Source organism: Acidovorax sp. sif0632 (assembly GCF_019218805.1).
Taxonomy (GTDB): domain Bacteria; phylum Pseudomonadota; class Gammaproteobacteria; order Burkholderiales; family Burkholderiaceae_C; genus Acidovorax; species Acidovorax facilis.
The window spans coordinates 144,747-166,158 of sequence record NZ_JAHUWW010000001.1; the positions used below are offsets into that span (position 1 = coordinate 144,747).

Consider the following 21,412-nt stretch of genomic DNA (forward strand, 5'->3'; position numbering starts at 1 on the left):
TGGCTTACTCGATGGCTGCGGGTTTGCTGGATTCCTGCGCCGGTGCGGTCAGCGCGGCCATCTGCTTTTGCTTGGCAATCTCGCGCAGCATCTGGTCGCGGCCGCTGTGGTATTGCACAGGCCAGTCGGTGTGCGTTGCGGCCTGGGGGCTCAACTGCGCGGCGGCATGCAATGTCCAGGCCGGGTCGGCCAGGTGGGGGCGCGCAATGGCACACAGGTCGGCGCGGCCGGCCGCGACGATGCTGTTGGCATGGTCGGCTTCGGTGATCGCGCCCACGGCCATGGCGGCAATGCCCACCTCGTTGCGGATGCGGTCGGCAAACGGCGTTTGGTACATGCGGCCATACACCGGACGCGAGTCGCGTGTGGTCTGGCCGGAGGACACGTCGATCAGGTCTGCGCCTGCCGCCTTGAACAAGCGCGCAATGGCGATGGCGTCGTCGGCAGTATTTCCGTCGGGGAGCCAGTCGTGGGCCGAGATACGCACGGAGAGCGGCTTGTCGGCCGGCCACACGGCGCGCAGCGCGGTCAGCACCTCCAGCGGGTAGCGGCAGCGGTTCTCCAGGCTGCCGCCGTATGCATCGGTACGCTGGTTGGTGGCGGGGCTCAAAAAGCTGGCCAGCAGGTAGCCGTGTGCGCAGTGCAGCTCCAGCCAGTCAAAGCCGCAGGCCACGGCGCGGCGGGCGCTGTCCACAAACGCGGCGGTCACGCGGTCCATGTCGGCGCGGGTCATGGCGGCAGGTGTCTGGTTCTGCGCGCCATAGGCGATGGGGCTGGCGGCCAGCAGGGGCCAGTTGCCCGTCTGCAGTGGCTCGTCCGTGCCTTCCCAGCCCACGCGGGTCGAGCCCTTGGGGCCGCTGTGGCCCAGCTGCAGGCCGATCTTGGCCGTGCTGCTGCCGTGCACAAAGTTGACGACGCGCGCAAAGGCGGCTTGCTGTGCGTCGTTCCACAGGCCGGGGCAGGCGGGGGTGATGCGGCCCTCGGGCGTGGGGCTGGTCATCTCCACCATCACCAGCGCTGCGCCGCCCAGGGCCCGGGCGCCCAGGTGCACCAGGTGGAAGTCCTGCGGCACGCCCTCGACTGCGCTGTAGGTGGCCATGGGCGAGACAACGATGCGGTTCTTGAGCGTGAGGCCTTTGAGCGTGAAGGGCGTGAGCATGGGCGGAATCGCGGCCTTGCCACCCGCGAGCCAAGCCTCATAGCCCTCCAGCCATGCGGCATCGCGCAGCCGCAGGTTCTCGTGGCTGATGCGCTGGCTGCGCGTGAGCAGCGAGTAGGTGAACTGCTCCACGGGCATGCCGACGTAGCGCGCCACGTTCTCAAACCACTCGGTGCTGTTGCGCGCGGCGTTCTGGATCTTCAGCACCTCCACGCTGCGGCGCGCTTCATAGTGCTGCAGCACCTCGTCAATTGGCAAACCCGTGGCGAATTCGTTGGCGAGGTCAATGGCGTCTTCGAGCGCGAGCTTGGTGCCGCTGCCAATCGAGAAATGTGCGGTGTGCGCCGCGTCACCCATCAGCACGATGGGCACCTGCTTCCCGCCGATGGTCTCGCGGTGCACCCAGGTGTTGCAGATCACGCGCGGAAAACGGATCCAGTTGGCCGAGCCGCGCAGGTGCGTGGCGTTGCTGATGAGCGCGTTGCCGTCCAGGTATTTGGCAAACAGCTTTTCGCAGAATGCAATGGCCTCGGGCTGCTCCATCTGGTCGAGACCGTGCGCCTTCCACACCGCTTCGGGTGTCTCGATGATGAAGGTGGAGGTGTCGGCATCGAACTGGTAGGCATGCGCCTGGAACCAGCCATGCTCTGTCTGCTCGAAAGCAAACGTAAAAGCATCCAGCTTTTTGTGCGTACCCAGCCAGACAAAACGGCACTCGCGCAGGTCGATATCGGGCTGGTAGGTGGTGGCGTAGCGGGTACGGATGCGGCTGTTGAGGCCATCGCTGGCGATCACCAGGTCGGCGTTGTACTGCGCAGCCAGCGCCTGGTCGTCGGTCACGTCGGTCTCGAACACCAGCTCCACGCCCACCGCCAGGCACCGGTCCTGCAGGATGTTGAGCAGGCGCTTGCGGCCAATGCCGCAGAAGCCGTGGCCTGTGGAGCGCACGCTGCGCCCCTTGAAGAACACTTCGATATCGTCCCAGTGGTTGAACGCGTCGCCGATCAGGGCTGCCGTGGGCGCGTCGGCCGCCTGCAGGTTGGCCAGCGTCTGGTCCGACAGCACCACCCCCCATCCGAAGGTGTCGAACGGCCGGTTGCGTTCGACCACCGTGACGCGGTGCGCGGGGTTTTGCTGCTTCATGAGCAGGGCGAAGTAGAGACCGGCGGGCCCACCGCCAATGCAGAGGATGTTCATGCCAAAATAGTTTAGGCTTAAACAAAATGCTGTCAATGGGGCCTTCCCGGCGAAACCCCTGATGCCATCGCGGGGTGTTGACGCAGTGCAGCAAATTTCTCAAGATGCGCCGCATGAAGCACTTGCTGCACACCTTGGAGGGGCGGCTGGCGGCCTTGCCGGTGCCGATGGCAGTCCAGTTGCCTGCGGGCCAGCAACTGGGCGCGCCCGAGCCTGCTGTAACGCTGCGCTTTCGTGACCGCATGGCACTGGTGGCGCTGGCCACGGGCGAGATCGGCAATGTGGGGGCTGCCATCGTCGAGGGGCGCGTGGCGCTGGAAGGCGGCATGCGCGACCTGATGGCCGCCGCTGCGGGCCTGTTGACCCGCGACCCGGCCCGCGACCAGCACCACGGCTGGTGGCAGCGGGTGCTGGCACGCGCGCGGTCGATGGCGGTGCACACGCTGGCGCATGACGCGCGCCATGTGCAGTTCCATTACGACCTGTCGGACGACTTCTACGCGCTGTGGCTGGACCCGCGCCGCGTGTATTCGTGTGCGTACTACCGGTCCCCAGACCTGACGCTGGCCCAGGCGCAGGAGGCCAAGCTCGACCACATTTGCCGCAAGCTGCAGCTGCAACCGGGGGACCGGTTTCTGGACATTGGCGCGGGCTGGGGTGGCCTGCTGCTGTGGGCGGCCGAGCACTACGGTGTGGATGCCACAGGCATCACGCTGTCGCGCAACCAGCACGCCCATGTGCAGCGGCGCATTGAAGAGCGTGGGCTGCAGGGGCGCGTGCGCATGCAACTGGTGGATTACCGCGAGCTGCAGGTGGAGCAGCCCTTCGACAAGATCGCCTCGGTGGGCATGTTCGAGCATGTAGGCCGCGCGCAGATGCAGCGCTACTTTGAGACGGTGGCGGGCCTGCTGCGGCCCGGAGGGCTGGTGCTGAACCACGGCATCACAGCGGGGGGCGCAGACAACGCGCAACTGGGCGCGGGCATGGGTGACTTTATCGAGCAGTACATCTTCCCGGGCGGCGAGCTGTTGCATGTGAGCACGGTGCTGCACGACATGGCCCGCGCAGGCCTGGAGATGGTGGACACCGAGAACCTGCGCCCACACTACGCGCGTACGCTGTGGGCGTGGTCCGACGGGCTCGAAGCCCAATTGCCTGCGGCCCGTGAGGTGCTGGCCGCACAGGGTGGGGCGCAGCAGGGTGATAAGGTCTTGCGTGCATACCGCCTGTATCTTGCGGGCAGTGCCCTGGGGTTTGAGCGCGGCTGGATGGCACTGCACCAGATGCTGGCCATCAAGCCTGACGGAGATGTGGCCACCGGGGCCATGCCCGGCGCACAATCAGGCTATCCGTTCATTCGCGATTACATCTACCGCAGCTGAGTCTGCTTCTTCCACGAAAACGCTTCTCCATGCTCTACAAATTCAAATCCCGCGCCGCAGCCGATCTGATCATGCTGGAGCCGCAGGGCCGCCAGGTGGTGACCATCATGGGCAAGACACCCGGTGCCAGCGGCATCGTGACGGCCGCCCAGATCCCTGCCGCCATCGCTGCGCTGGAGTCCGCCGTGGCGTCCGAAGAGGCTCAGCAGGCGTCCGCAGACGCGGGTGGAGAGGACGAGGCCAGTGCGGAAGACCGCGCTGAGGCCGTGCGTCTGCGGCAGCGGGTGGCACCGCTGATCGACATGCTCAAGCGCAGTGCTGCGGCGGATGTGGACGTGGTCTGGGGCGTGTAGCGCCTCGTCTTTGAGCCAGTGGGTTGCGGGCAGCTTCGTTCGCGGCGCATCTTCACGGTAGCCCCCTGCAGGCTTCTTCTTTCTCGTGCAACCCTCCAATGACCCGCGACCTTTCTCCGCTGGCCGTCGTCCAGGCTCAGCTGGACGCCTACAACGCCAAGAACATCGACGCCCTGTTGGCGACCTACGCCGAAGACGCGCAGCAGTTTGTCCTCCACGGAGAACGGCTTGCGCAAGGGCATGCCGAGATGCGCCCGCGCTTTCTGGCGCGCTTTGCCGAGCCCGACCTGCATGCACGGCTGCTGTCGCGCACGGTGGTGGCGAATGTGGTGGTGGACTGCGAATTGATCACGCGCAATTTTCCCGAGGGCCTGGGGACGCTGGAGATGCTGTGCGTGTATGAAGTCTCGAACGGGCGCATCCAGCGCGCCTCGTTTGCCACGGGTGAAAAGCGCCTGCAGCACGCGCAGGCAGCCATCACGGGCTGACCCGCAGGCCCGTCACCACGGCAACAGGTCAGTCCACTTTCGCCCCCGACGCCTTCACCACCTGCGCCCACTTCTTGTGTTCGTTGTCGATGTGTTTGGCAAACTCGGCGGGTGTGTTGCCACCCGGAATAGCGCCTTGCGCCACCAGCCGTTCTTTCATCGCCGGGGTGGCCAGTGACTTGGCCACTTCCTGCTGGATGCGGTTCACGACCTCGGTCGGTGTACCGGCTGGTGCCAGCAGGCCGAACCAGGAGCTGGCCTCGTAGCCCTTGAGGGCCGGGCCTCCGGCCTGCTCCACTGTGGGAACGTCGGGCAGGGCGCTGGAGCGTTCTGAACTGGTCACGGCCAGGGCCGTGAGCTTGCCCGCTTTGATCTGCGCCATCGACGAAGGCAGGTTGTCAAACATCACGTCGGCGTTGCCCGCCACCATGTCCATGAGCGCGGGGCCGGAACCCCGATAAGGCAAGTGCAGCATGAAGGTGCCAGTCATGCTCTTGAACAGCTCGCCTGCCAGATGGATCGATGTGCCGTTGCCGCTGGAGGCCATGTTCATCTTGCCGGGGTTGGCCTTGGCGACGCGGATGAAATCCTGCACGTTGGCGATGCCCTGGGCCTTGGCCTTGTCGGCATTCATCACCATCACATTGGGCACCGCAGCCACCAGCGTGACGGGGACAAAGTCCTTGATGGGGTCGTAGGGCAGCTTGGCGTACAGCGCGCGGTTGATGCCATGCGTGCCCACGGTGCCCATCAGCAGCGTGTAGCCGTCCCCCGGCGACTTGGCGACGATGTCGGCGCCCACATTCCCGCCAGCACCGGCGCGGTTGTCCACAATGAACTGCTGGCCAAACGCGCGCGAGAGTTCGGGCGCCATGGCGCGCGCCAGGATGTCGGTGGTGCCACCGGGGGCAAAGGGCACCACGATGCGCACGGGCTTGGTGGGCCAGGTGCTGGCTTGTTGTTGGCCGTGCGCAAGGGGCAGCAGGGCAGCGCAACCCAAGGCGGCGCAGGCCAGTGCCGCAACGGTGCGGCGGCGTGGATGGGGGCGTGTTGTCATGGCGGGGGCGTCCTTTCGCAGGTGTTTCGTATGCATGCAAAGCTTTTTACGCGGCACGGCGCGATCCGTGCAGATGGATTACCCCAAGGTGGTGGTGCCGAGCTCAATGGCAGGCACAAAAAAAGCCGCCTCGGCCAAGGCCGAGGCGGCTATTCCATCAATGGCTGGAAGGGAAAAATTGATCAGTCTGCGTAGGTGCCTGCAGCCTTGATCACAGCGCCCCACTTGTCGATTTCGGCCTGTACAAACTTCTTGTGTTCAGCGGGTTCCATGCGCTTGTCGGTGACGACCACCGCGCCCAGGCCTTCTTGTTTCTTGATGAACTCGGGGTCCTTCAGTGCAAGCTTGAGGGCTTCGTTGATCTTGGTCACGACGGGAGCTGGCGTGCCCTTGGGCGCGTACAGGCCGTGCCAGATGCTGACGTTGAAGTCCTTCAGGCCCGACTCCGCCAGGGTGGGCAGGTCCTTCAGAGCCGGGGTGGTCAGGCGCTTGGGCGTGGTCACGGCGTAGGCCTTGACCTTCTTGCCTTCGATCTGTGGCGTGGTGTTGGTGGTCTGGTCGCACAGCAGGTCGATCTGGCCGCCAATCAGGTCGGTGATGGCGGGGGCCGTGCCCTTGTACGGCACGGGGGTCATGTCCACCTGCATGGCGCTCTGGAACATCAGGCCACACAGGTGCGACGCAGCGCCCAGGCCGGCATTGCCCAGGTTGATCTTGCCCTTGTTCTGCTGAATCCAGGCGGTGAGCTCCTTGAAGTTGTTCGCGGGCATGGTGGGCCGAGCGATCAGCGTCATGGGCACATCGTTGACCATGCCCAGGTATTCAAAGTCGTTGGGCACGCTGAACGACAGCTTGCGGTACAGCGCGGGCATGGTGGACATGCCAATGTGGTTGAGCAGCAGCGTGTAGCCGTCCGGTGCAGCGCGGGCTACGCGGGCTGCACCGATGGAGCTGCCGGCGCCGGCCGTGTTGTCCACCACCACAGTAGCACCCAGGGGCTTGCGCAGTGCTTCGGCCAGGTCGCGCGCCACGCGGTCGGTGGGGCCGCCCGCAGCAAAGGGAACCACGATGGTGATGGTCTTGTCCTTGGCGGGATAGTCTTGGGCGCTGGCGCCAAAAGCGGTGGCTGCGGCCGCAGCGATCAATGCAAGTTTCAGCGTTGTTTTCATGGGTCTCTCCTGTGAATGACGGGCCATGATAGCGAGGGGGGGTTGCGGGAACATTGCGGATATTACGTAGCACACAGGGGGCATGGTCTTTAACAAAAAGACGTCTGTAGCGCTTGTCTATAAAGCGCTGAATGCTACTGAATTATGAGCAATGCTAGGGTAAACACTGCGCTATGACACCGCGCAAAGCGGGCACTTTTTGCGCTGACGCAAACCTTTGGGCGGAGCGGGAAGGGCCCACGTTTGCGCATTGACAGCACGCCCATGCCCCTCCTCACCGAGACAGGCACGACCCGATGCCAGCGCCACCGTGGAACGCTTTGCCAGGCCACGGGCGGCGTTTCCGTTGGGGATAGAGGAGCTGCAGCCCCTGGCAGCTGCGGCTAGGCGCCGCAGGGCGCCATGGCGGAGGCTACTTATAGCTCCGCGCGTCCTCAATCACCTTGCCATCGTTGGGCAGCGTGCCAGGGGCCACCATCTGCACGTCGCCCCGCAGCTTGGTCACTTCGCGGATAGCGTCCGAGAGCTGGTGTGCCAGGCCCTCGGCGGTCTCCACGGTTTCCACCTGCAGCACCATCTGGTCGTTGGCCATCTCGCCGCTGACCACCAGGCGTGCGCGCAGCACCTGCGGAAAACGCTGTGCAATCGTGGCCACCTGGCCGGGGTGCACGAACATGCCGCGGACCTTGGTGGTCTGGTCGGCCCGGCCCATCCAGCCCTTGATGCGGGTGTTGGTGCGGCCCGTGGGGCACTGCCCTGGCAGCACGGCCGACAGATCGCCCGTGCCAAAGCGGATCAGCGGGTAGTCGGGGTTGAGCGTGGTCACCACCAGCTCGCCCACCTCGCCCTCGGGCACCGGGTCGCCGGTGCCGGGGCGCACGATCTCGACGATCACGCCTTCATCGAGCACCAGGCCTTCGCGGGCCGAGGTTTCGTAGGCAATCAGCCCCAGGTCGGCCGTGGCGTAGCACTGGTAGCCCGCGATGCCGCGCTCGGCAAACCACTCGCGCAGGGAGGGCGGAAAGGCCTCGCCCGACACCAGCGCCTTGGTCACCGTGGGCAGCGTTACACCCATCTCGGCGGCTTTTTCGACAATGATCTTGAGAAAGCTGGGCGTGCCGATGTAGCCCGCAGGTTGCAGTTCGGCCATGGCCTGCACCTGCTGCTCGGTCTGCCCCGTGCCGCCTGCAAACACCGTGCAGCCCAGAGCGTGTGCGCCGGTTTCCATCATCGAGCCCGCGGGCACGAAGTGGTAGCTGAAGCTGTTGTGGATCAGCTCACCGGGCCGAAAGCCTGCAGAGTGGATGGCGCGCGCCATGCGCCAGTAGTCGCGCCGCGTGCCTTCGGGTTCGTAGATGGTGCCGGGGCTGGCAAACACACGCGGCATGGCCGCGCCAAAACCCAGCGCGCTGAAGCCGCCAAACACGTTGGTGGCGCGGCCTGCCTGCTGGCGCTCCAGCAACTCGTACTTGCGCGTGACGGGCAGCTTTGCCAGGGCCGTGCGGCCGGTGATGGTGGTTGCATCCACGCCAGCCAGGATGCCAGCAAATGCGGGCGATGCCTTCTGGGCATGGGCGATCTGCTGCGGCAGCGCAGCCATCAGCGCCGCTTCGCGCTCTGCGGGGCTGCGCGTTTCCAGGGCGTCATAAAACGTGCTCATGCCTGGGGTTCCTTGTGAGGTGGTTTGAAGTGAAATTGGCCTCTGGCGCTCATCCATAAAGCGCAAGCAGCTATGAAATTGAGAGTGAATTTGTCCGAGGTCCGAAAATGAGCACTGCGCTGGCCGCCCGCGATGCCCCACCAGCGCACCCGTGGAACTGGCTTTGCCAGGCCACCGGGTGCGTCCCCCTGAGGGGGATGGCGCGTCAGCGCCTCAGGGGGCTCCCTAAGCAAGCCAGCGCTTGCGCCGCTTGTAGCTTTTGACATCCTTGAAACTCTTGCGCTCGCCGCCGCCCACGCCCAGGTAGAACTCCTTGACGTCCTCGTTGTTGGCCAGGTCGCTCGCTGCGCCGTCCATCACCACGCGGCCGCTTTCCATGATGTAGCCGTAGTCGGAATACTTCAGTGCCATGTTGGTGTTCTGCTCGGCCAGCAGGAAGGTGACCTTTTCTTTGGTGTTCAGGTCCTTCACGATGTTGAACACCTCCTCCACGATCTGCGGCGCCAGGCCCATCGAGGGCTCGTCCAGCAGCACCATGCTGGGGTTGGCCATCAGCGCGCGGCCGATGGCGCACATCTGCTGCTCGCCGCCCGAGGTGTAGGCGGCCTGCGAGGTGCGGCGCGTCTTGAGGCGCGGAAAGTAGTTGTAGACCTTCTCCAGGTTGGCTGCGATCTCGGCCTTGCTGGTGCGGGTGTAGCTGCCCGTCATCAGGTTCTCTTCAATCGTCAGGTGGGCAAAACAGTGCCGCCCCTCCATCACCTGCACCACGCCACGCTGCACCAGGTCGGCGGGCGAGAGGTTTTCGATGCGCTCGCCACGCAGCTCGATGGAACCCTTGGTGACCTCGCCCCGCTCGCCCTGCAGCAGGTTGGAGATGGCGCGCAGCGTGGTCGTCTTACCCGCCCCGTTCCCCCCCAGAATGGCCACGATGGAGCCCTGCGGCACCTGCAGTGACACGCCCTTGAGCACCAGGATCACGTGGTTGTAGATGACCTCGATGCCGTTGACGTTGAGAACGATATTGCTGTTGGAGTCCATGGTGTTGCCTTCCTGTACCAATCCAAAGAGCTGTTGCACAACCCTTTGGATTGGCGGCTGCCAGAAAGCAGCCGTTACATCACTGGCCCTTGAAACGGTCGCAGCCTGAAATACCAGTGCCACCGCGCAAGGGCCGCCCCGCCGCGCTGGTGGCGTCCCCCTTCCCGCAGCGCGAAGCGCTAAGAGAGAAGGGGGAAGCGGCAAAGCCGCTCAGGGGGATGTGCTTAGCTCTGGCAGTCCGCAGCGTCGCGGCGCGTCATCTTCTTGTCGGCCAGGTACTTGTCCGCACCGGCCTTGACCATGGGCTTCAAGATCTGCTCATCGGCCTGGTACCAGTCGGACGAGAAGTTCCACTTGCTGCCATCCCAGGTGTGGACGCGCGCCCAGGTGGATCCCATGTGGTCAGCGCAGCTGGTGGACAGCGGACGCATCACGCCGCCAAAGCCCAGCGCATCGAGCTTCTTCTGGTCCAGGGCCAGGTTTTCCATGCCCCAGCGCACTTGTTCGCCGGTCATGACCTTGCCCTTGCCAAAACGCTCCTGTGCGCGGCGCACCGATTCGACGGCCAGCATCTGGATGATCACGCCGCGCGTGTACAGCACCGAGCCCACTTCGTCCTTGGGCCCTGTGCCCTGGCCCTTGTCGTGAACGTTCTTCAGGATGTCCTGGATCACCTTGGGCTGCTGGCCCGAGGTGTTCAGTGCCAGCGCGTTGTAGCCCTTGGCGCCTTCGCCCACGTCACGCACATCGGGCTCGGCACCCGCCCACCACACGCCATACATCTTGTCGCGGGGGTAGCCCGTGGCCTGGGCTTCCTTGAGGGCGGTGGAGTTCATCACGCCCCAGCCCCACAGCAGCACGTAGTCAGGGCGGCTCTGGCGCACTTGCAGCCAGGTGGCCTTCTGCTCCACGCCGGGCGCGGTCACGGGCAGCATCTGCAGCTCAAAGCCGTGCATCTTGGCGCGTTCTTGCAGCAGCGGGATGGGTTCCTTGCCAAACGGGCTGTCGTGGTACACCAGCGCAATCTTCTTGCCCTTGAGCTTGTCCAGGCCGCCATTGGCCTTGCCGATGTGCTGGATCAGGATGTCGGCGCCTGTCCAGTAGCTGCCCATGAACGGAAAGTTCCACTTGAACGCCTGGCCGTCCTGCGCCACCGACAGGCCATAGCCCAGCGTCATCAGCGGGATCTTGTCCACGGGTGCTTTTTCGGTCAGCGCAAAGGTGATGCCGGTGGCCTGGGGGTCGAACAGCGATACGCCGGGGCGGCTCTTGAGGCGTTCGTAGCATTCCACGCCACGGTCGGTGGCATAGCCGGTTTCGCATTCTTCAAAGGTCAGCTTCACACCGTTGATGCCGCCGTCGCGGGCGTTGATCATCTTGATGTAGTCCTGCTTGCCATTGGCCCATGGCACACCGTTGGGTGCGTAGGGGCCTGTGCGGTAGGACAGCAGCGGGAAGAACTGCTCCTTGGCTTGTGCGAGGGCGCTCGTCGCAACGGACGAGGCACCGGCAGCAACCACCGCAGCGGCGATCACGAGTTTCGAAAGCTTCATGGATGTCTCCTTTGGATGAATGTGTTGAAGCACGGGGAAAACTGGCAGGGGATCAGTGGGGGAAGGGCCAGAGGCGGAGTTTTTGTTTGGCGGTGGACCACAGCTTGGCCAGGCCATGGGGCTCCACGATGAGGAACCACACGATCAGAGCGCCGAAGATCATCAGCTCGGCATGCGAGACACCGGCGGTGGACACCTCGATGCCAAAGATCCCCATGAAGGCCGGCAGGAACTGGTTGAGCACGATGGGCAGCACCACGATGAAGGCCGCACCAAAGAAACCACCCATGATCGAGCCGAGCCCGCCGATGATCACCATGAACAGCAGGCGGAACGAAATTTCCACCGAGAAGGCCGCAGGCTCCCACGCGCCCAGGTGCACAAAGGCCCACAGCGCGCCGGCCATGCCCACGATGAACGAGCTGACCGCAAACGCGCTGAGCTTGGCGTACATGGGGCGGATGCCGATCACGGCCGCAGCCACGTCCATGTCACGGATGGCCATCCACTCACGCCCGATGGCGCCGCGCACCAGGTTCTTGGCCAGCAGGGCCACCACCACCAGGATGGCCAGGCAGAAGATGTACTTGCTGGTGGCGCTTTCGATCGGCATGCCCAGTACCTGCAGGTTGGTGACCGACACCGAGCCCGAGTCGGAGTTGTTGGTGAACCACTTGATGCGCAGGAACATCCAGTCGCTGAAGAACTGCGCGGCCAGCGTCGCCACGGCCAGGTACAGCCCCTTGACGCGCAGGCTGGGCAGCCCGAACAGGATGCCGAAGAACGTGGCGCACAGCCCGCCCAGGATCAGTGCCGGGATCAGCGGCATGCCGGGGAAACGCACGAAGAAGTTGTAGGCCCCGTAGGCGCCCACGGCCATGAAGGCGCCCGAGCCCAGCGAGATCTGTCCGCAGTAGCCCACCAGAATGTTCACCCCCAGGGCCGCCAGTGCCATGATGACGAAGGGGATCAGGATGGCACGGAAGATGTAGTCGCTGGCCAGCATGGGCACGGCGATGAAGGCAATGGCCAGGATGATGCCGATGGCAATGCGGTCCTGCGCGATCGGAAAGATCTGCTGGTCAGCGCGGTAGCTCGTCTTGAACTGGCCGTTTTCGCGGTAGAGCATGGAAGTCTCCTGTTCTTGTTGTTATGGGTTACACGCGGTCGATGATCTTTTCTCCGAACAAACCTTGCGGTCTGAACAGGAGGAACACCAGCGCCAGCACATACGCAAACCAGATCTCGATGCCTCCGCCCACGAACGGGCCCAGGTACACCTCGGAGAGCTTCTCGCCCACGCCGATGATCAGGCCGCCGATGATGGCGCCGGGTACCGAAGTCAGGCCGCCCAGGATCACCACCGGCAGCGCACGCAGGGCCACCGTGGTGAGCGAGAACTGCACCCCGAGCTTGCTGCCCCAGATCATCCCGGCCACCAGGGCCACCACACCTGCCACGCACCACACGATCACCCAGATGCGGTTCAAAGGGATGCCGATGGATTGGGCCGCCTGGTGGTCGTCGGCCACGGCGCGCAGTGCGCGGCCGGTAGAGGTTTTCTGAAAGAACACCGACAGCAGGGCCACCAGCGCGGCGGCAATGGCCGCAGCAATCACGTCTTCCTTGTTGATCAGGATGCCGCCCTGGAACACCGTGTCGAACGCAAAAATGGGCTCCTTGGGCATGCCCACGTCGATTTTGTAGATGTCGCTACCAAACAGCGTCTGGCCCAGGCCTTCAAGAAAGTACGTGATGCCCAATGTGGCCATCAGCAGCGTGGCACCTTCCTGGTTGACCAGGTGGCGCAGCACCAGCTTTTCAATCAGCCAGGCCACTACGAACATGATGGCGCCCGCAATCACGAAGGCGGCCAGGTTGGCCACGATGGGGTTGTCGATGCCGGTCCACTTGGGGATCCATTCGGCAAAGCGGGCCATGGCCAGCGCTGCAAACAGCACCATCGCGCCCTGCGCGAAGTTGAACACGCCCGAAGCCTTGTAGATCAGCACAAAGCCCAGCGCCACCAGCGAATACAGCATGCCGGCCATGAGGCCGCCGATGAGGGTTTCCAAAAAGAATGCCATGAGTTGTTCTCCCGATCAGTGGCTTGTGCCCAGATAGGCACTGATCACGTCTTCGTTGTTGCGCACTTCGTCGGGGCTGCCGTCGCCGATCTTCTTGCCGTAGTCGAGCACCACCACGCGGTCGCTGATGTCCATCACCACGCCCATGTCGTGCTCGATGAGCACGATGGTGGTGCCGAACTCGTCGTTCACATCGAGGATGAAGCGGCACATGTCCTGCTTTTCTTCCACGTTCATGCCGGCCATGGGCTCGTCCAGCAGCAGCACCTGCGGCTCCATGGCCAGGGCGCGGCCCAGGTCCACGCGCTTTTGCAGGCCATAGGGCAGCTGGCCCACGGGCGTCTTGCGAAACGCCTGGATTTCCAGGAAGTCGATGATGTGCTCGACGTACTCGCGGTGGCGGATCTCCTCGCGCTCGGCCGGGCCGATACGCAGCGCCTGCATCAGCAGGTTGCTTTTGATCTTGAGGTTGCGGCCGGTCATGATGTTGTCGATCACGCTCATGCCCTTGAACAGCGCCAGGTTCTGGAATGTGCGCGCCACGCCCATCTCGGCCACCTGGCGCGAGTTCATGTGCGAGAACGTCTTGCCCCGGAAGGTGATCGAGCCGTCCTGCGGCGTGTACACGCCGTTGATGCAGTTGAGCATGGAGCTTTTGCCCGCGCCGTTGGGGCCGATGATGGCGCGGATCTCGTGCTCTTTCACGTTGAACGAGATGTCGGTCAGCGCCTTCACGCCGCCAAACCGCAGGCTGATGTTCTTGACGTCCAGGATGACGTCGCCGATCTTCTTTTTGGTCATGGTGGGGTGTTGCTGCTCGGGCGGGTAGAGAGCGGGTTTCATGCTGCAGCCTTGACGGGCGCGAAGGTCTTTGTGTCCGACAGCTTCAGGGTGGCGCTTACGCTGCCTGTGCGGCCGTCCTCGAACTTGACCTGGGTCTCGATGTACTGCTCGGTGCGGCCTGCGTACAGCGCATCCACCAGCACCGCGTACTTTTCGGCAATGAATCCCCGGCGGACCTTGTTGGTGCGCGTGAGTTCGCCGTCGTCCGCGTCCAGCTCCTTGTGCAGCACCAGGAAGCGGCTGACCTGGCTGCCCGCCAGCATGGTGTCGGTGGCGAGGTCGGCGTTGACCTTTTCGATGCACTCGCGGATCAGCTCGTACACCTCGGGCTTTTGTGCCAGGTCGGTGTAGCCCGCGTAGGGCAGGTTGCGGCGTTCTGCCCAGTTGCCCACGGCGTCGAAATCGATGTTGACCATGACGCACACCTTCTCGCGGCCGTCGCCCAGCGCGACCACTTCCTTGATGTGCGGGAAGAACTTGAGCTTGTTCTCCACATACTTGGGCGCAAACATGGCGCCATCGTTGGCGCCGCCCTTGATGCGGCCCACGTCCTTCACGCGGTCAATGATCTTGAGGTGGCCGTGTGCGTCGAGGAATCCTGCATCGCTGGTGTGGTACCAGCCATCGGCGGTGAGCACCTCGGCCGTGGCCTTGGGGTTCTTGTAGTACTCCTTGAGCAGGCCGGCGGACTTGACGAGGATCTCGCCGTTGTCGGCCACCTTGATCTCCACACCGCGAATCGGCACGCCCACCGTGTCGGCGCGCGCCTGGTTGTCGGGCTGCAGGCAGACGAACACGGCGGTCTCGGTGGAGCCATACAGCTGCTTGAGGTTGATGCCGATGGAGCGGTAGAACGTGAACAGATCCGGGCCAATGGCCTCGCCTGCCGTGTACGCCACGCGCACGCGGCTAAAGCCCAGGTTGTTGCGCAGCGGGCCGTACACCAGCAGGTTGCCCAGCGCGTACTTGATGCGGTCCAGGGTGCTCACGGGTTCGCCGTCCATGAGGGCGGGGCCCACCCGCTTGGCCACGCTCATGCAGGCGTGGAACATGGCGCGCTTGATGGTACCTGCGTCTTCCATGCGGATCATCACGCTGGTCAGCAGGCCTTCAAAAATGCGCGGCGGCGCAAAGTAGTAGGTGGGGCCGACTTCCTTCAGGTCGATGGTCACCGTGCTGGCCGACTCGGGGCAGTTGACCACGTAGCCGCAGGCCAGCCACTGGGCGTAGCTGAAGATGTTCTGGCCGATCCAGGCCGGGGGCAGGTAGGCCAGCACTTCTTCGCTGCTGGTGAGCTTGTCGAACTCGGCACCTGCGCTGGCGCGGTCCAGCAGGGTGCTGTGGGTGTGTACCACGCCCTTGGGGTTGCCCGTGGTGCCCGAGGTGAAGAACATCGCCGCCACATCGTCGGGCTGGGCCTTGGCGACCTCGCTCTGGAACCACTGGGGGTTCTTGGCGACGTGCGCCTTGCCTGCTTCGATCAGCGAGTCCAGCGACGCCAGGCCCTGTTCCTCGTAGTTGCGCAGGCCGCGCGGGTCGTCAAAGTAGATGTTCGAAATCTGGGGGCACTGCTCGCGGATCTCCAGCAGCTTGTCCACCTGCTCCTGGTCTTCCACCAGGCAAAAGCGCACTTCGGCGTTGTTGAGCGGGAACACGCATTCGGCCCCCACGGCGTCCTGGTACAGCGGAACAGGAATCGCGCCCAGTGACTGCGCGGCCAGCATGGTGGCGTAGAGGCGGGGGCGGTTGGCGCCGATCACCACCATGTGTTCATGGCGCTGCAGCCCGGCCAGGTGCAGGCCGGCGGCCACCTGCTCCACCAGCCGCACCAGGTCAGCCCAGCTGTGGGTTTGCCAGATGCCATATTCTTTTTCGCGCAGGGCCGGGGCCGTGGGGCGCTCGGCGGCATGCTTGAGCAGCAATTGCGGGAACGTGGTCAACATTGCAGGTTCCTGAAAGTAAGAGGTGTCCGTCCGGTGACTGCCGGGAGCGCGGCCTTGTGGCTGCGTATCTGTGTATGGGATGGATGCTAGGACTGACTTTGACGTCATCTTGTCTTGCCGACGACAATTTACGGGAAACTACTCCTCGGGTAAAACCCTGACGCACGGCGAATGGCCGATTGGCGAGGGTGGCGGACGGGGTATCGCGGAACGCTTCACAGGGGGGCGGTATCCTCACGGGCTATGTACGCCCCGTTCTTCGGCCTTCAGCACCCGCCGTTCTCCATCGCCCCCGACCCCCGCTACCTGTTCATGAGCGAGCGGCACCGCGAGGCGCTGGCCCACCTGCTCTATGGACTGGATGCAGGGGGGGGCTTCGTGCTGCTCACGGGCGAGGTGGGGGCGGGCAAGACCACCGTGTGCCGCTGCTTTCTGGAGCAGATCCCGTCGCACTGCAACGTGGCCTACATCTTCAATCCCAAGCTCACGGTGCGTGAGCTGCTGCGTTCCATCTGCGACGAGTTCGGGGTGCCGCACAAGCCCACCGTGCCGGGCGGTGTGGAAACGGTCAAGGATTACATCGACCCGCTCAACGCCTCGCTGCTGGCGGCGCACGCCGCCGGGCGCAACACCGTGCTCATCATCGACGAGGCACAGAACCTCTCGGCCGACGTGCTGGAGCAGCTGCGGCTTTTGACCAACCTGGAGACCAGCGAGCGCAAGCTGCTGCAGATCATCCTCATCGGCCAGCCCGAACTGCGCGCCATGGTGGCCAAGCCGTCGATGGAGCAATTGGCCCAGCGCGTGATTGCGCGTTTTCACCTGGGCGCACTGAGCCCGCAGGAGACACAGCAGTACATCGCACACCGCCTGGCCGTGGCCGGGCTCACCGGGCCGCTGCCGTTTGACCGGGGTGCCCTGCGGCGTGTGCATGCGCTCTCGCACGGCGTGCCCCGGCGCATCAACCTGCTGTGCGACCGGGCGCTGCTCGGTGCCTATGCGGCTGGCGCGCGGCAGGTGAACCGGGCCATCGTCAACCGCGCCGCGCGCGAGGTCTTCGATGCGCCGGCCTCGGCCGCTGCAGCGCGCAGCGCCCGGCAGGCGGGACTGCCACGCTGGGCTCTGGCGGGCCTGGGTGCCGTGGCGGGTGCTGCAGCGGTGGCGGCTGCGGGCTGGGGCATGGGGGTGTGGCCTGCGCACCGTGGCGGCCCGCAGGTGGCCACCACAGGCCCTGGTGCCGCCGTGGCGCAGGGTGCGGCGTCCAGCTTGGGCGCGAAACCCCCGGCGGCTGCGGCGCCTGCGGCAGTGCTGCCCGCATCCGCTGCGGCTGCCTCCGCCCCGGTTGCTGCCGCGCCCGCTGTACCGGCGTCATCGGCGGCACCGTCTTCTGCGCTGGACCAATTTATGCAGGCCCAGCCTGCCACCGATGCGCCGGCCTGGCAGGCGCTGGCCTCGGCCTGGGGGGCGGCTTTGCCTGCGGGCGCCGATGCCTGCACTACCCTGCCGCGCGAGGGCTTGCGCTGCTACCGCAACCGCCGTGCGGGCCTGAACCTGGTGCGCCAGATCGACCGGCCCGTCCTGCTTGCGCTGTACCCGTCGGAAGAGGCCGAGGCCCCTGTCTCGGTCTTGCTGCGTGGACTGGATGGCGACAACGCCACGCTCGAAGGCGGCGGCCGCAGCTTGCGCGTGCCCGTGGCCGAACTGGCCCAGGTCTGGCGCGGCGAGATTGCCACGCTGTGGCGCGCCCCGGTGGGCATGCCCGACCGGGGCGAGATCACCGATTCACCGGCGGGCGCGGCCTGGCTGGACCAACGGCTGGCGAGCAAGGCCGCCGGTGGCTCGGGCCCCGGCAGCAAGCCGGTGACACCCGCTCAGCGCCAGTCGCGCATCCACCGGTTCCAGCTGGCCCAGGGCGTGACGCCCGACGGCCGCGCCGGCCCCCTGACCCTCATGCTGCTCAACCGCGCCACCGGCGTGAACGAGCCACGTCTGCGGAACACGCCTTAACCATGTCCTACATCCTTGATGCCCTGCGGCGTGCCGATGCCGAACGCGGCCGGGGCGCCGTGCCGGGCCTGCACACGCAGGCTGCGCCCACTTCTGGCGCTTCCTCCATGCCGGGTCAGGCCGGGCCGATCAACCTGTGGTTTGTCGCAGCGGGCGTGGTCGGAGCCGCTGCGCTGGCGGCCGGCGGCACCTGGTGGGCCCTGCGGCCCCAGGCCCCGGCTGTGGTGGTGGCAGCGGCCCCGGCTGTGCCAACGCCCGCTGCCGTGGCGCCCCCCGTGGCAGCGCCAACCCCGCCGCCGCCCCCTGTGCCCGCGCCGGAGCCTGCCCCGGCACCCGCACCCGCACCGATGGCACCGCTTGAGCCCCGCAGCGCCGACAAGCGCCCGGCAGACAAACGCAGCGCAGCACCTCAGCCACCCCCGCGTGAACGTGAGCGGCCCGTGGCCTCCGTGGTGGTGGCGGCTCCTGCGGCGGCCCGCGCCCCCGCAGCCGAGCAGCCCGCGCGCCCGCGCAGCCCGGCAGCTGCGCCCGCCCCCCAGGCCCCCTCAGCGCCTGCGCCACGGCCGTCACCAGACGCCGGAGTGGCACCACCGCCCGCCAGCCCCGTGTTTGCGCAGGGAGACCTGCCCGAGGCCTTGCGCACGCAGTTGCCTGCGCTCAAGGTGACGGGCGCCACCCATTCGAACAATCCGGCCTACCGCATGGCCATCGTCAACGGACAGGTGCTGCACGAAGGCGACCAGGCGGCACCCGGCCTGGTGCTGGAAAAGATCGAGCCTGGGCGTACTGTCTGGTCGTTCAAGGGCTACCGGTATGGGGTGGCGGCGCAGTAGGCTTGCAACCCTCGAGTTTTTCCGGCTCGCCAAATCTGCTTTACGCCCCTGTTTTCATGATGAAGATCATCCTTGCCGACGACCACACGCTGTTCCGGGAGGGCCTGCAGTACCTGCTGCATGAACTGGACCCGCACGCGGTGATGCTGGCCGCCGGGGACTATGCCGCAGCGGCAGCCCTGTTGGAGGAGCACGCCGATGCAGCGCTTGCCTTGGTGGATCTGGACATGCCGGGGCGTGAGCGCGAGGGCGGAATAGAGCGGCTGCTTGCGCTGGCGCCCACCATGCCGGTGGTTGTGCTGTCCGCCTGCGAAGACGCGAGCATGGTCCGGCGTGTGCTGGATGCGGGGGCCATGGGCTTCATCCCCAAGCGTGAGCGGCCTGATGTCATGCTGGGGGCGCTGCGTCTGGTGCTGGCCGGTGGGGTTTACCTGCCGCCGATGCTGCTGGCCTCCACGCCCACTCCAGCGCCCGCCACGCCTCTGACTCCACGGCAGGCGCAGGTGCTGCACTGTTTGGCGCATGGCCATTCCAACAAGGTCATTGCGCGCCAACTGGGCATGACCGAGGCCACGGTGAAGGCACACACAGGCTCCATCTTTCGCAGTCTGGAGGTCAGCAACCGCGCTCAGGCGGTCCTGGTGGCCAGGCGCCGGGGGCTGCTGCCACGGGAGTAAAGCGCTCCTGTTGCGTGCCGGCCTGGGGGCTGGGCTCCGGCGTTGCCGATGGGCGAGGGTTGCAGACGTGGCTACCCGGTCAAGCCAGCCCGTGCTGCGGCGCGTGGACGGCGTGGCGCAGAAACGCACGCAGGCGGGCTGCTGCAACGGGCTTGTGCAGCACCGGGTGACCGCTGGCGCTGGCTTCACGCAGCCGGTCGGGTGCGGTGTCGCCGGTCACGATCAGCGCAGGAATATTGGCTCCCCACGTCTCGCGGACTTGCGCAATCGCCTCGGCGCCGGTGCGTTCGTCACGCAGTCGGTAGTCTGCAACGATGGCCTGCGGGGCTTCGCGCAGCAGTGAAAGGGCCTCGCCGACAGAGCTGGCCAGCGTGACGCGATAGCCCCAGTCACCGAGCAGCAGCGCCATGGCATCTCGCACTCCCGCCTCGTCATCGATGACCAAGACCCGCAGGCCGATGGCGTCCGCGGTGCCTTCTGTCGCGGTTGTCGCCAAGGTGGATTCCGCCTCCAGCGCTGGCAATGCCAGCTCGAACGTGGTTCCACGCCCCGGGGCCGAAAACAAGGTAAGCGGGTGGTCCAGAAGAATGCCCAGACGCTCCACCACCGCCAGTCCCAGGCCCAACCCCTTGCTCCGGTCCCGCTCAGGGTTGTGCAATTGGAAGAACTCCCGGAACACCGTCCTATGGTGTTCGGGCGGGATGCCAACGCCTGTGTCTTGCACGCGCACCACGGTTTGGCCTCCGCTGCTGCGCCATTGCAGGGACACTTCGCCCGCTGGGGTGTAGCGCACGGCGTTCGACAGCAGGTTGCGCAACATGGTTTCCAGCAGGGCCGGGTCTGAATCCACCATGGCCTCTGGCCCCTCGCTGCGCCATGCCAGCCCCTTGGCCTGCGCGAGGGGGGCGAACTCGGCCCCCAATCGGCCCAGCAGGTCGTGCAGGGCCACAGGGCTGCGCTGCGGCTGCATCACACCTGCGTCCAGCCGCGAGACATCCAGCAGCGCGTTGAGCAAACCTTCCAGGGCTGCCACGCTGCTGGCAATGCGGTCGGCCAAGGGCTCGTGGGCAGAACCCCTGAGGCGCTGCCGCATCGCCGTAACAAACAATCCCAGCGCATGCAGCGGCTGGCGCAGGTCGTGGCTGGCGGCCGCCAGGAAGTGGGTCTTGGCCAGGCTGGCCTGTTCGGCCACTTCCTTTTGCTGCTGCAGGCTCTCCGCCAGCGCGGTCTTCTCGAACTGCAGGCGGATGGTCTCCATGGTCATGCCATGGGCCTGGCCCATGATGCCGTACAGGATGCCCAGGAAAAACACCAGCCCGATGGCCATGCCCACGCCGCCTTCGCTGCCCTGCAGAGCAAGGCCCAAGGCCGTCAGGCCCACGGAGGGGACGGCAAAGGCGTATTCCGAGCGCGGCCAGAACGAGGTGACGAAGACCGAGCCTGCTGAGGTCCCGACGATCATCGTGATCAGCAGCATTTGCAGCGCGGGTGAGTCGGGCACCAGGAAGAGCATGCCGGCAACGCCCCACGCCAGTCCGTCCAGAAGGGCCGAAACCGTCACCTCGTTGGCCCAGCGCACAGCGCCTGCTGCATCTGCGGCAGCAGCGTGGTACCTGCGCACCAGCAGATAGCGCAGGCCTGGCGCGAGCAGGGCCGCCAGCAGCCAAGCCCCCAATTGCCAACCACCGCACCGGTTCCACAGCGCCGCTGCTGCGACCAGCGGCAACGTCGGCATGAGCGGTACCGCCCCGGCCAGGACGGCCTGCATGCGGCGTATCGCCTCCTGCTCGATCTGCGCCTGCGTGTGTGGCGGCTGTGGCTTGTCTTCCTCGGCCATGGCTTCTCCCTGACTTTTTGTAGTGAACCGATCCCACCGGCCTGGCATTTTGCGGGCTCTGGGGTCGTACTACCTGTGGTGTGAGGTCGTAGTCCTTCAGTCGAATGGATCAACTGCAGCGCTCTCAAC

Annotated in this window: 17 protein-coding genes; 6 read left to right on the forward strand and 11 right to left on the reverse strand. The window is 65.6% G+C overall.

Translation table 11 applies throughout. The features are described 5' to 3' along the window. Nucleotides 1–4 precede the first annotated feature (4 nt). On the reverse strand, nucleotides 5–2,356 hold the full coding sequence (locus tag KW832_RS00655) for a bifunctional salicylyl-CoA 5-hydroxylase/oxidoreductase (RefSeq protein ID WP_218298981.1): 2,352 nt from the start codon (nucleotides 2,354–2,356) through the stop codon (nucleotides 5–7). A gap of 113 nt (nucleotides 2,357–2,469) precedes the next feature. Between KW832_RS00655 and KW832_RS00660 the strand changes: the two genes are divergently transcribed. The 3 genes from KW832_RS00660 (at nucleotide 2,470) to KW832_RS00670 (ending at nucleotide 4,579) form a co-directional block, all read left to right on the forward strand. Then, nucleotides 2,470–3,738, forward strand: a complete 1,269-nt coding sequence (locus tag KW832_RS00660) for a class I SAM-dependent methyltransferase (protein ID WP_218298980.1) — start codon at nucleotides 2,470–2,472, stop codon at nucleotides 3,736–3,738. Nucleotides 3,739–3,767: 29 nt separating this feature from the next. Then, on the forward strand, nucleotides 3,768–4,091 hold the full coding sequence (locus KW832_RS00665; protein WP_121422116.1) for a DUF1840 domain-containing protein: 324 nt from the start codon (nucleotides 3,768–3,770) through the stop codon (nucleotides 4,089–4,091). Between the two features lie 98 nt (nucleotides 4,092–4,189). Next, nucleotides 4,190–4,579: a nuclear transport factor 2 family protein gene (locus KW832_RS00670; protein ID WP_218298979.1), complete on the forward strand. Its 390-nt coding sequence runs from the start codon at nucleotides 4,190–4,192 to the stop codon at nucleotides 4,577–4,579. Nucleotides 4,580–4,607: 28 nt separating this feature from the next. On the opposite strand, the gene KW832_RS00675 is transcribed toward KW832_RS00670, so the two are convergent. The 9 genes from KW832_RS00675 to KW832_RS00715 form a co-directional block, all read right to left on the reverse strand. Continuing rightward, nucleotides 4,608–5,636 carry a tripartite tricarboxylate transporter substrate binding protein gene (locus KW832_RS00675; RefSeq protein WP_176888129.1) on the reverse strand — a complete coding sequence of 343 codons (1,029 nt, stop codon included), beginning with the start codon at nucleotides 5,634–5,636 and terminating at the stop codon, nucleotides 4,608–4,610. A gap of 182 nt (nucleotides 5,637–5,818) precedes the next feature. Next, entirely contained in the window at nucleotides 5,819–6,805 is a 987-nt protein-coding gene (locus tag KW832_RS00680) for a tripartite tricarboxylate transporter substrate-binding protein (RefSeq protein ID WP_121422117.1), read from the reverse strand. Nucleotides 6,806–7,217: 412 nt separating this feature from the next. Continuing rightward, entirely contained in the window at nucleotides 7,218–8,465 is a 1,248-nt protein-coding gene (locus tag KW832_RS00685; RefSeq protein WP_218298978.1) for a phenylacetate--CoA ligase family protein, read from the reverse strand. 225 nt (nucleotides 8,466–8,690) lie between these two features. After that, nucleotides 8,691–9,503 carry an ABC transporter ATP-binding protein gene (locus KW832_RS00690; RefSeq protein WP_055400025.1) on the reverse strand — a complete coding sequence of 271 codons (813 nt, stop codon included), beginning with the start codon at nucleotides 9,501–9,503 and terminating at the stop codon, nucleotides 8,691–8,693. Nucleotides 9,504–9,727: 224 nt separating this feature from the next. Then, a complete protein-coding gene (locus KW832_RS00695; protein ID WP_055400011.1) occupies nucleotides 9,728–11,056 on the reverse strand; it encodes an ABC transporter substrate-binding protein in 1,329 nt (442 codons plus the stop codon). A 52-nt stretch (nucleotides 11,057–11,108) separates the two neighbouring features. Continuing rightward, nucleotides 11,109–12,185 carry a branched-chain amino acid ABC transporter permease gene (locus tag KW832_RS00700; RefSeq protein WP_055400013.1) on the reverse strand — a complete coding sequence of 359 codons (1,077 nt, stop codon included), beginning with the start codon at nucleotides 12,183–12,185 and terminating at the stop codon, nucleotides 11,109–11,111. A gap of 28 nt (nucleotides 12,186–12,213) precedes the next feature. Then, nucleotides 12,214–13,143, reverse strand: coding sequence for a branched-chain amino acid ABC transporter permease (locus KW832_RS00705; protein ID WP_055400015.1), 930 nt, complete (start codon nucleotides 13,141–13,143; stop codon nucleotides 12,214–12,216). 15 nt (nucleotides 13,144–13,158) lie between these two features. Next, entirely contained in the window at nucleotides 13,159–13,944 is a 786-nt protein-coding gene (locus KW832_RS00710) for an ABC transporter ATP-binding protein (protein ID WP_055400027.1), read from the reverse strand. Nucleotides 13,945–13,982: 38 nt separating this feature from the next. Then, the gene (locus KW832_RS00715) at nucleotides 13,983–15,929 is read right to left on the reverse strand and encodes a long-chain fatty acid--CoA ligase (RefSeq protein ID WP_121422121.1); all 1,947 of its coding nucleotides are present in this window, start codon (nucleotides 15,927–15,929) and stop codon (nucleotides 13,983–13,985) included. Between the two features lie 243 nt (nucleotides 15,930–16,172). Between KW832_RS00715 and KW832_RS00720 the strand changes: the two genes are divergently transcribed. From KW832_RS00720 to KW832_RS00730, 3 genes are read left to right on the forward strand one after another with little or no spacing between them, the layout of a single operon-like run. Then, entirely contained in the window at nucleotides 16,173–17,936 is a 1,764-nt protein-coding gene (locus KW832_RS00720) for an ExeA family protein (RefSeq protein WP_218298977.1), read from the forward strand. 2 nt (nucleotides 17,937–17,938) lie between these two features. Next, nucleotides 17,939–18,769, forward strand: coding sequence for a general secretion pathway protein GspB (locus tag KW832_RS00725; protein WP_218298976.1), 831 nt, complete (start codon nucleotides 17,939–17,941; stop codon nucleotides 18,767–18,769). 56 nt (nucleotides 18,770–18,825) lie between these two features. After that, entirely contained in the window at nucleotides 18,826–19,446 is a 621-nt protein-coding gene (locus tag KW832_RS00730) for a response regulator transcription factor (RefSeq protein ID WP_218298975.1), read from the forward strand. A gap of 79 nt (nucleotides 19,447–19,525) precedes the next feature. Here the strand turns inward: KW832_RS00730 and KW832_RS00735 are convergent, their stop codons facing one another. Beyond that, entirely contained in the window at nucleotides 19,526–21,283 is a 1,758-nt protein-coding gene (locus tag KW832_RS00735; protein ID WP_218298974.1) for a hybrid sensor histidine kinase/response regulator, read from the reverse strand. Nucleotides 21,284–21,412 lie beyond the last annotated feature (129 nt).

Excerpts from the sequence above, each read along its gene's own strand:
- KW832_RS00700 (WP_055400013.1), bottom strand. The coding sequence starts at position 12,185 with ATGCTCTACCGCGAAAACGGCCAGTTCAAGACGAGCTACCGCGCTGAC.
- KW832_RS00725 (WP_218298976.1), top strand. The coding sequence starts at position 17,939 with ATGTCCTACATCCTTGATGCCCTGCGGCGTGCCGATGCCGAACGCGGC.
- KW832_RS00705 (WP_055400015.1), bottom strand. The coding sequence starts at position 13,143 with ATGGCATTCTTTTTGGAAACCCTCATCGGCGGCCTCATGGCCGGCATG.
- KW832_RS00695 (WP_055400011.1), bottom strand. The coding sequence starts at position 11,056 with ATGAAGCTTTCGAAACTCGTGATCGCCGCTGCGGTGGTTGCTGCCGGT.
- KW832_RS00670 (WP_218298979.1), top strand. The coding sequence starts at position 4,190 with ATGACCCGCGACCTTTCTCCGCTGGCCGTCGTCCAGGCTCAGCTGGAC.
- KW832_RS00730 (WP_218298975.1), top strand. The coding sequence starts at position 18,826 with ATGATGAAGATCATCCTTGCCGACGACCACACGCTGTTCCGGGAGGGC.
- KW832_RS00710 (WP_055400027.1), bottom strand. The coding sequence starts at position 13,944 with ATGACCAAAAAGAAGATCGGCGACGTCATCCTGGACGTCAAGAACATC.
- KW832_RS00665 (WP_121422116.1), top strand. The coding sequence starts at position 3,768 with ATGCTCTACAAATTCAAATCCCGCGCCGCAGCCGATCTGATCATGCTG.
- KW832_RS00720 (WP_218298977.1), top strand. The coding sequence starts at position 16,173 with ATGTACGCCCCGTTCTTCGGCCTTCAGCACCCGCCGTTCTCCATCGCC.
- KW832_RS00675 (WP_176888129.1), bottom strand. The coding sequence starts at position 5,636 with ATGACAACACGCCCCCATCCACGCCGCCGCACCGTTGCGGCACTGGCC.
- KW832_RS00685 (WP_218298978.1), bottom strand. The coding sequence starts at position 8,465 with ATGAGCACGTTTTATGACGCCCTGGAAACGCGCAGCCCCGCAGAGCGC.
- KW832_RS00690 (WP_055400025.1), bottom strand. The coding sequence starts at position 9,503 with ATGGACTCCAACAGCAATATCGTTCTCAACGTCAACGGCATCGAGGTC.
- KW832_RS00735 (WP_218298974.1), bottom strand. The coding sequence starts at position 21,283 with ATGGCCGAGGAAGACAAGCCACAGCCGCCACACACGCAGGCGCAGATC.
- KW832_RS00660 (WP_218298980.1), top strand. The coding sequence starts at position 2,470 with ATGAAGCACTTGCTGCACACCTTGGAGGGGCGGCTGGCGGCCTTGCCG.
- KW832_RS00655 (WP_218298981.1), bottom strand. The coding sequence starts at position 2,356 with ATGAACATCCTCTGCATTGGCGGTGGGCCCGCCGGTCTCTACTTCGCC.
- KW832_RS00715 (WP_121422121.1), bottom strand. The coding sequence starts at position 15,929 with ATGTTGACCACGTTCCCGCAATTGCTGCTCAAGCATGCCGCCGAGCGC.
- KW832_RS00680 (WP_121422117.1), bottom strand. The coding sequence starts at position 6,805 with ATGAAAACAACGCTGAAACTTGCATTGATCGCTGCGGCCGCAGCCACC.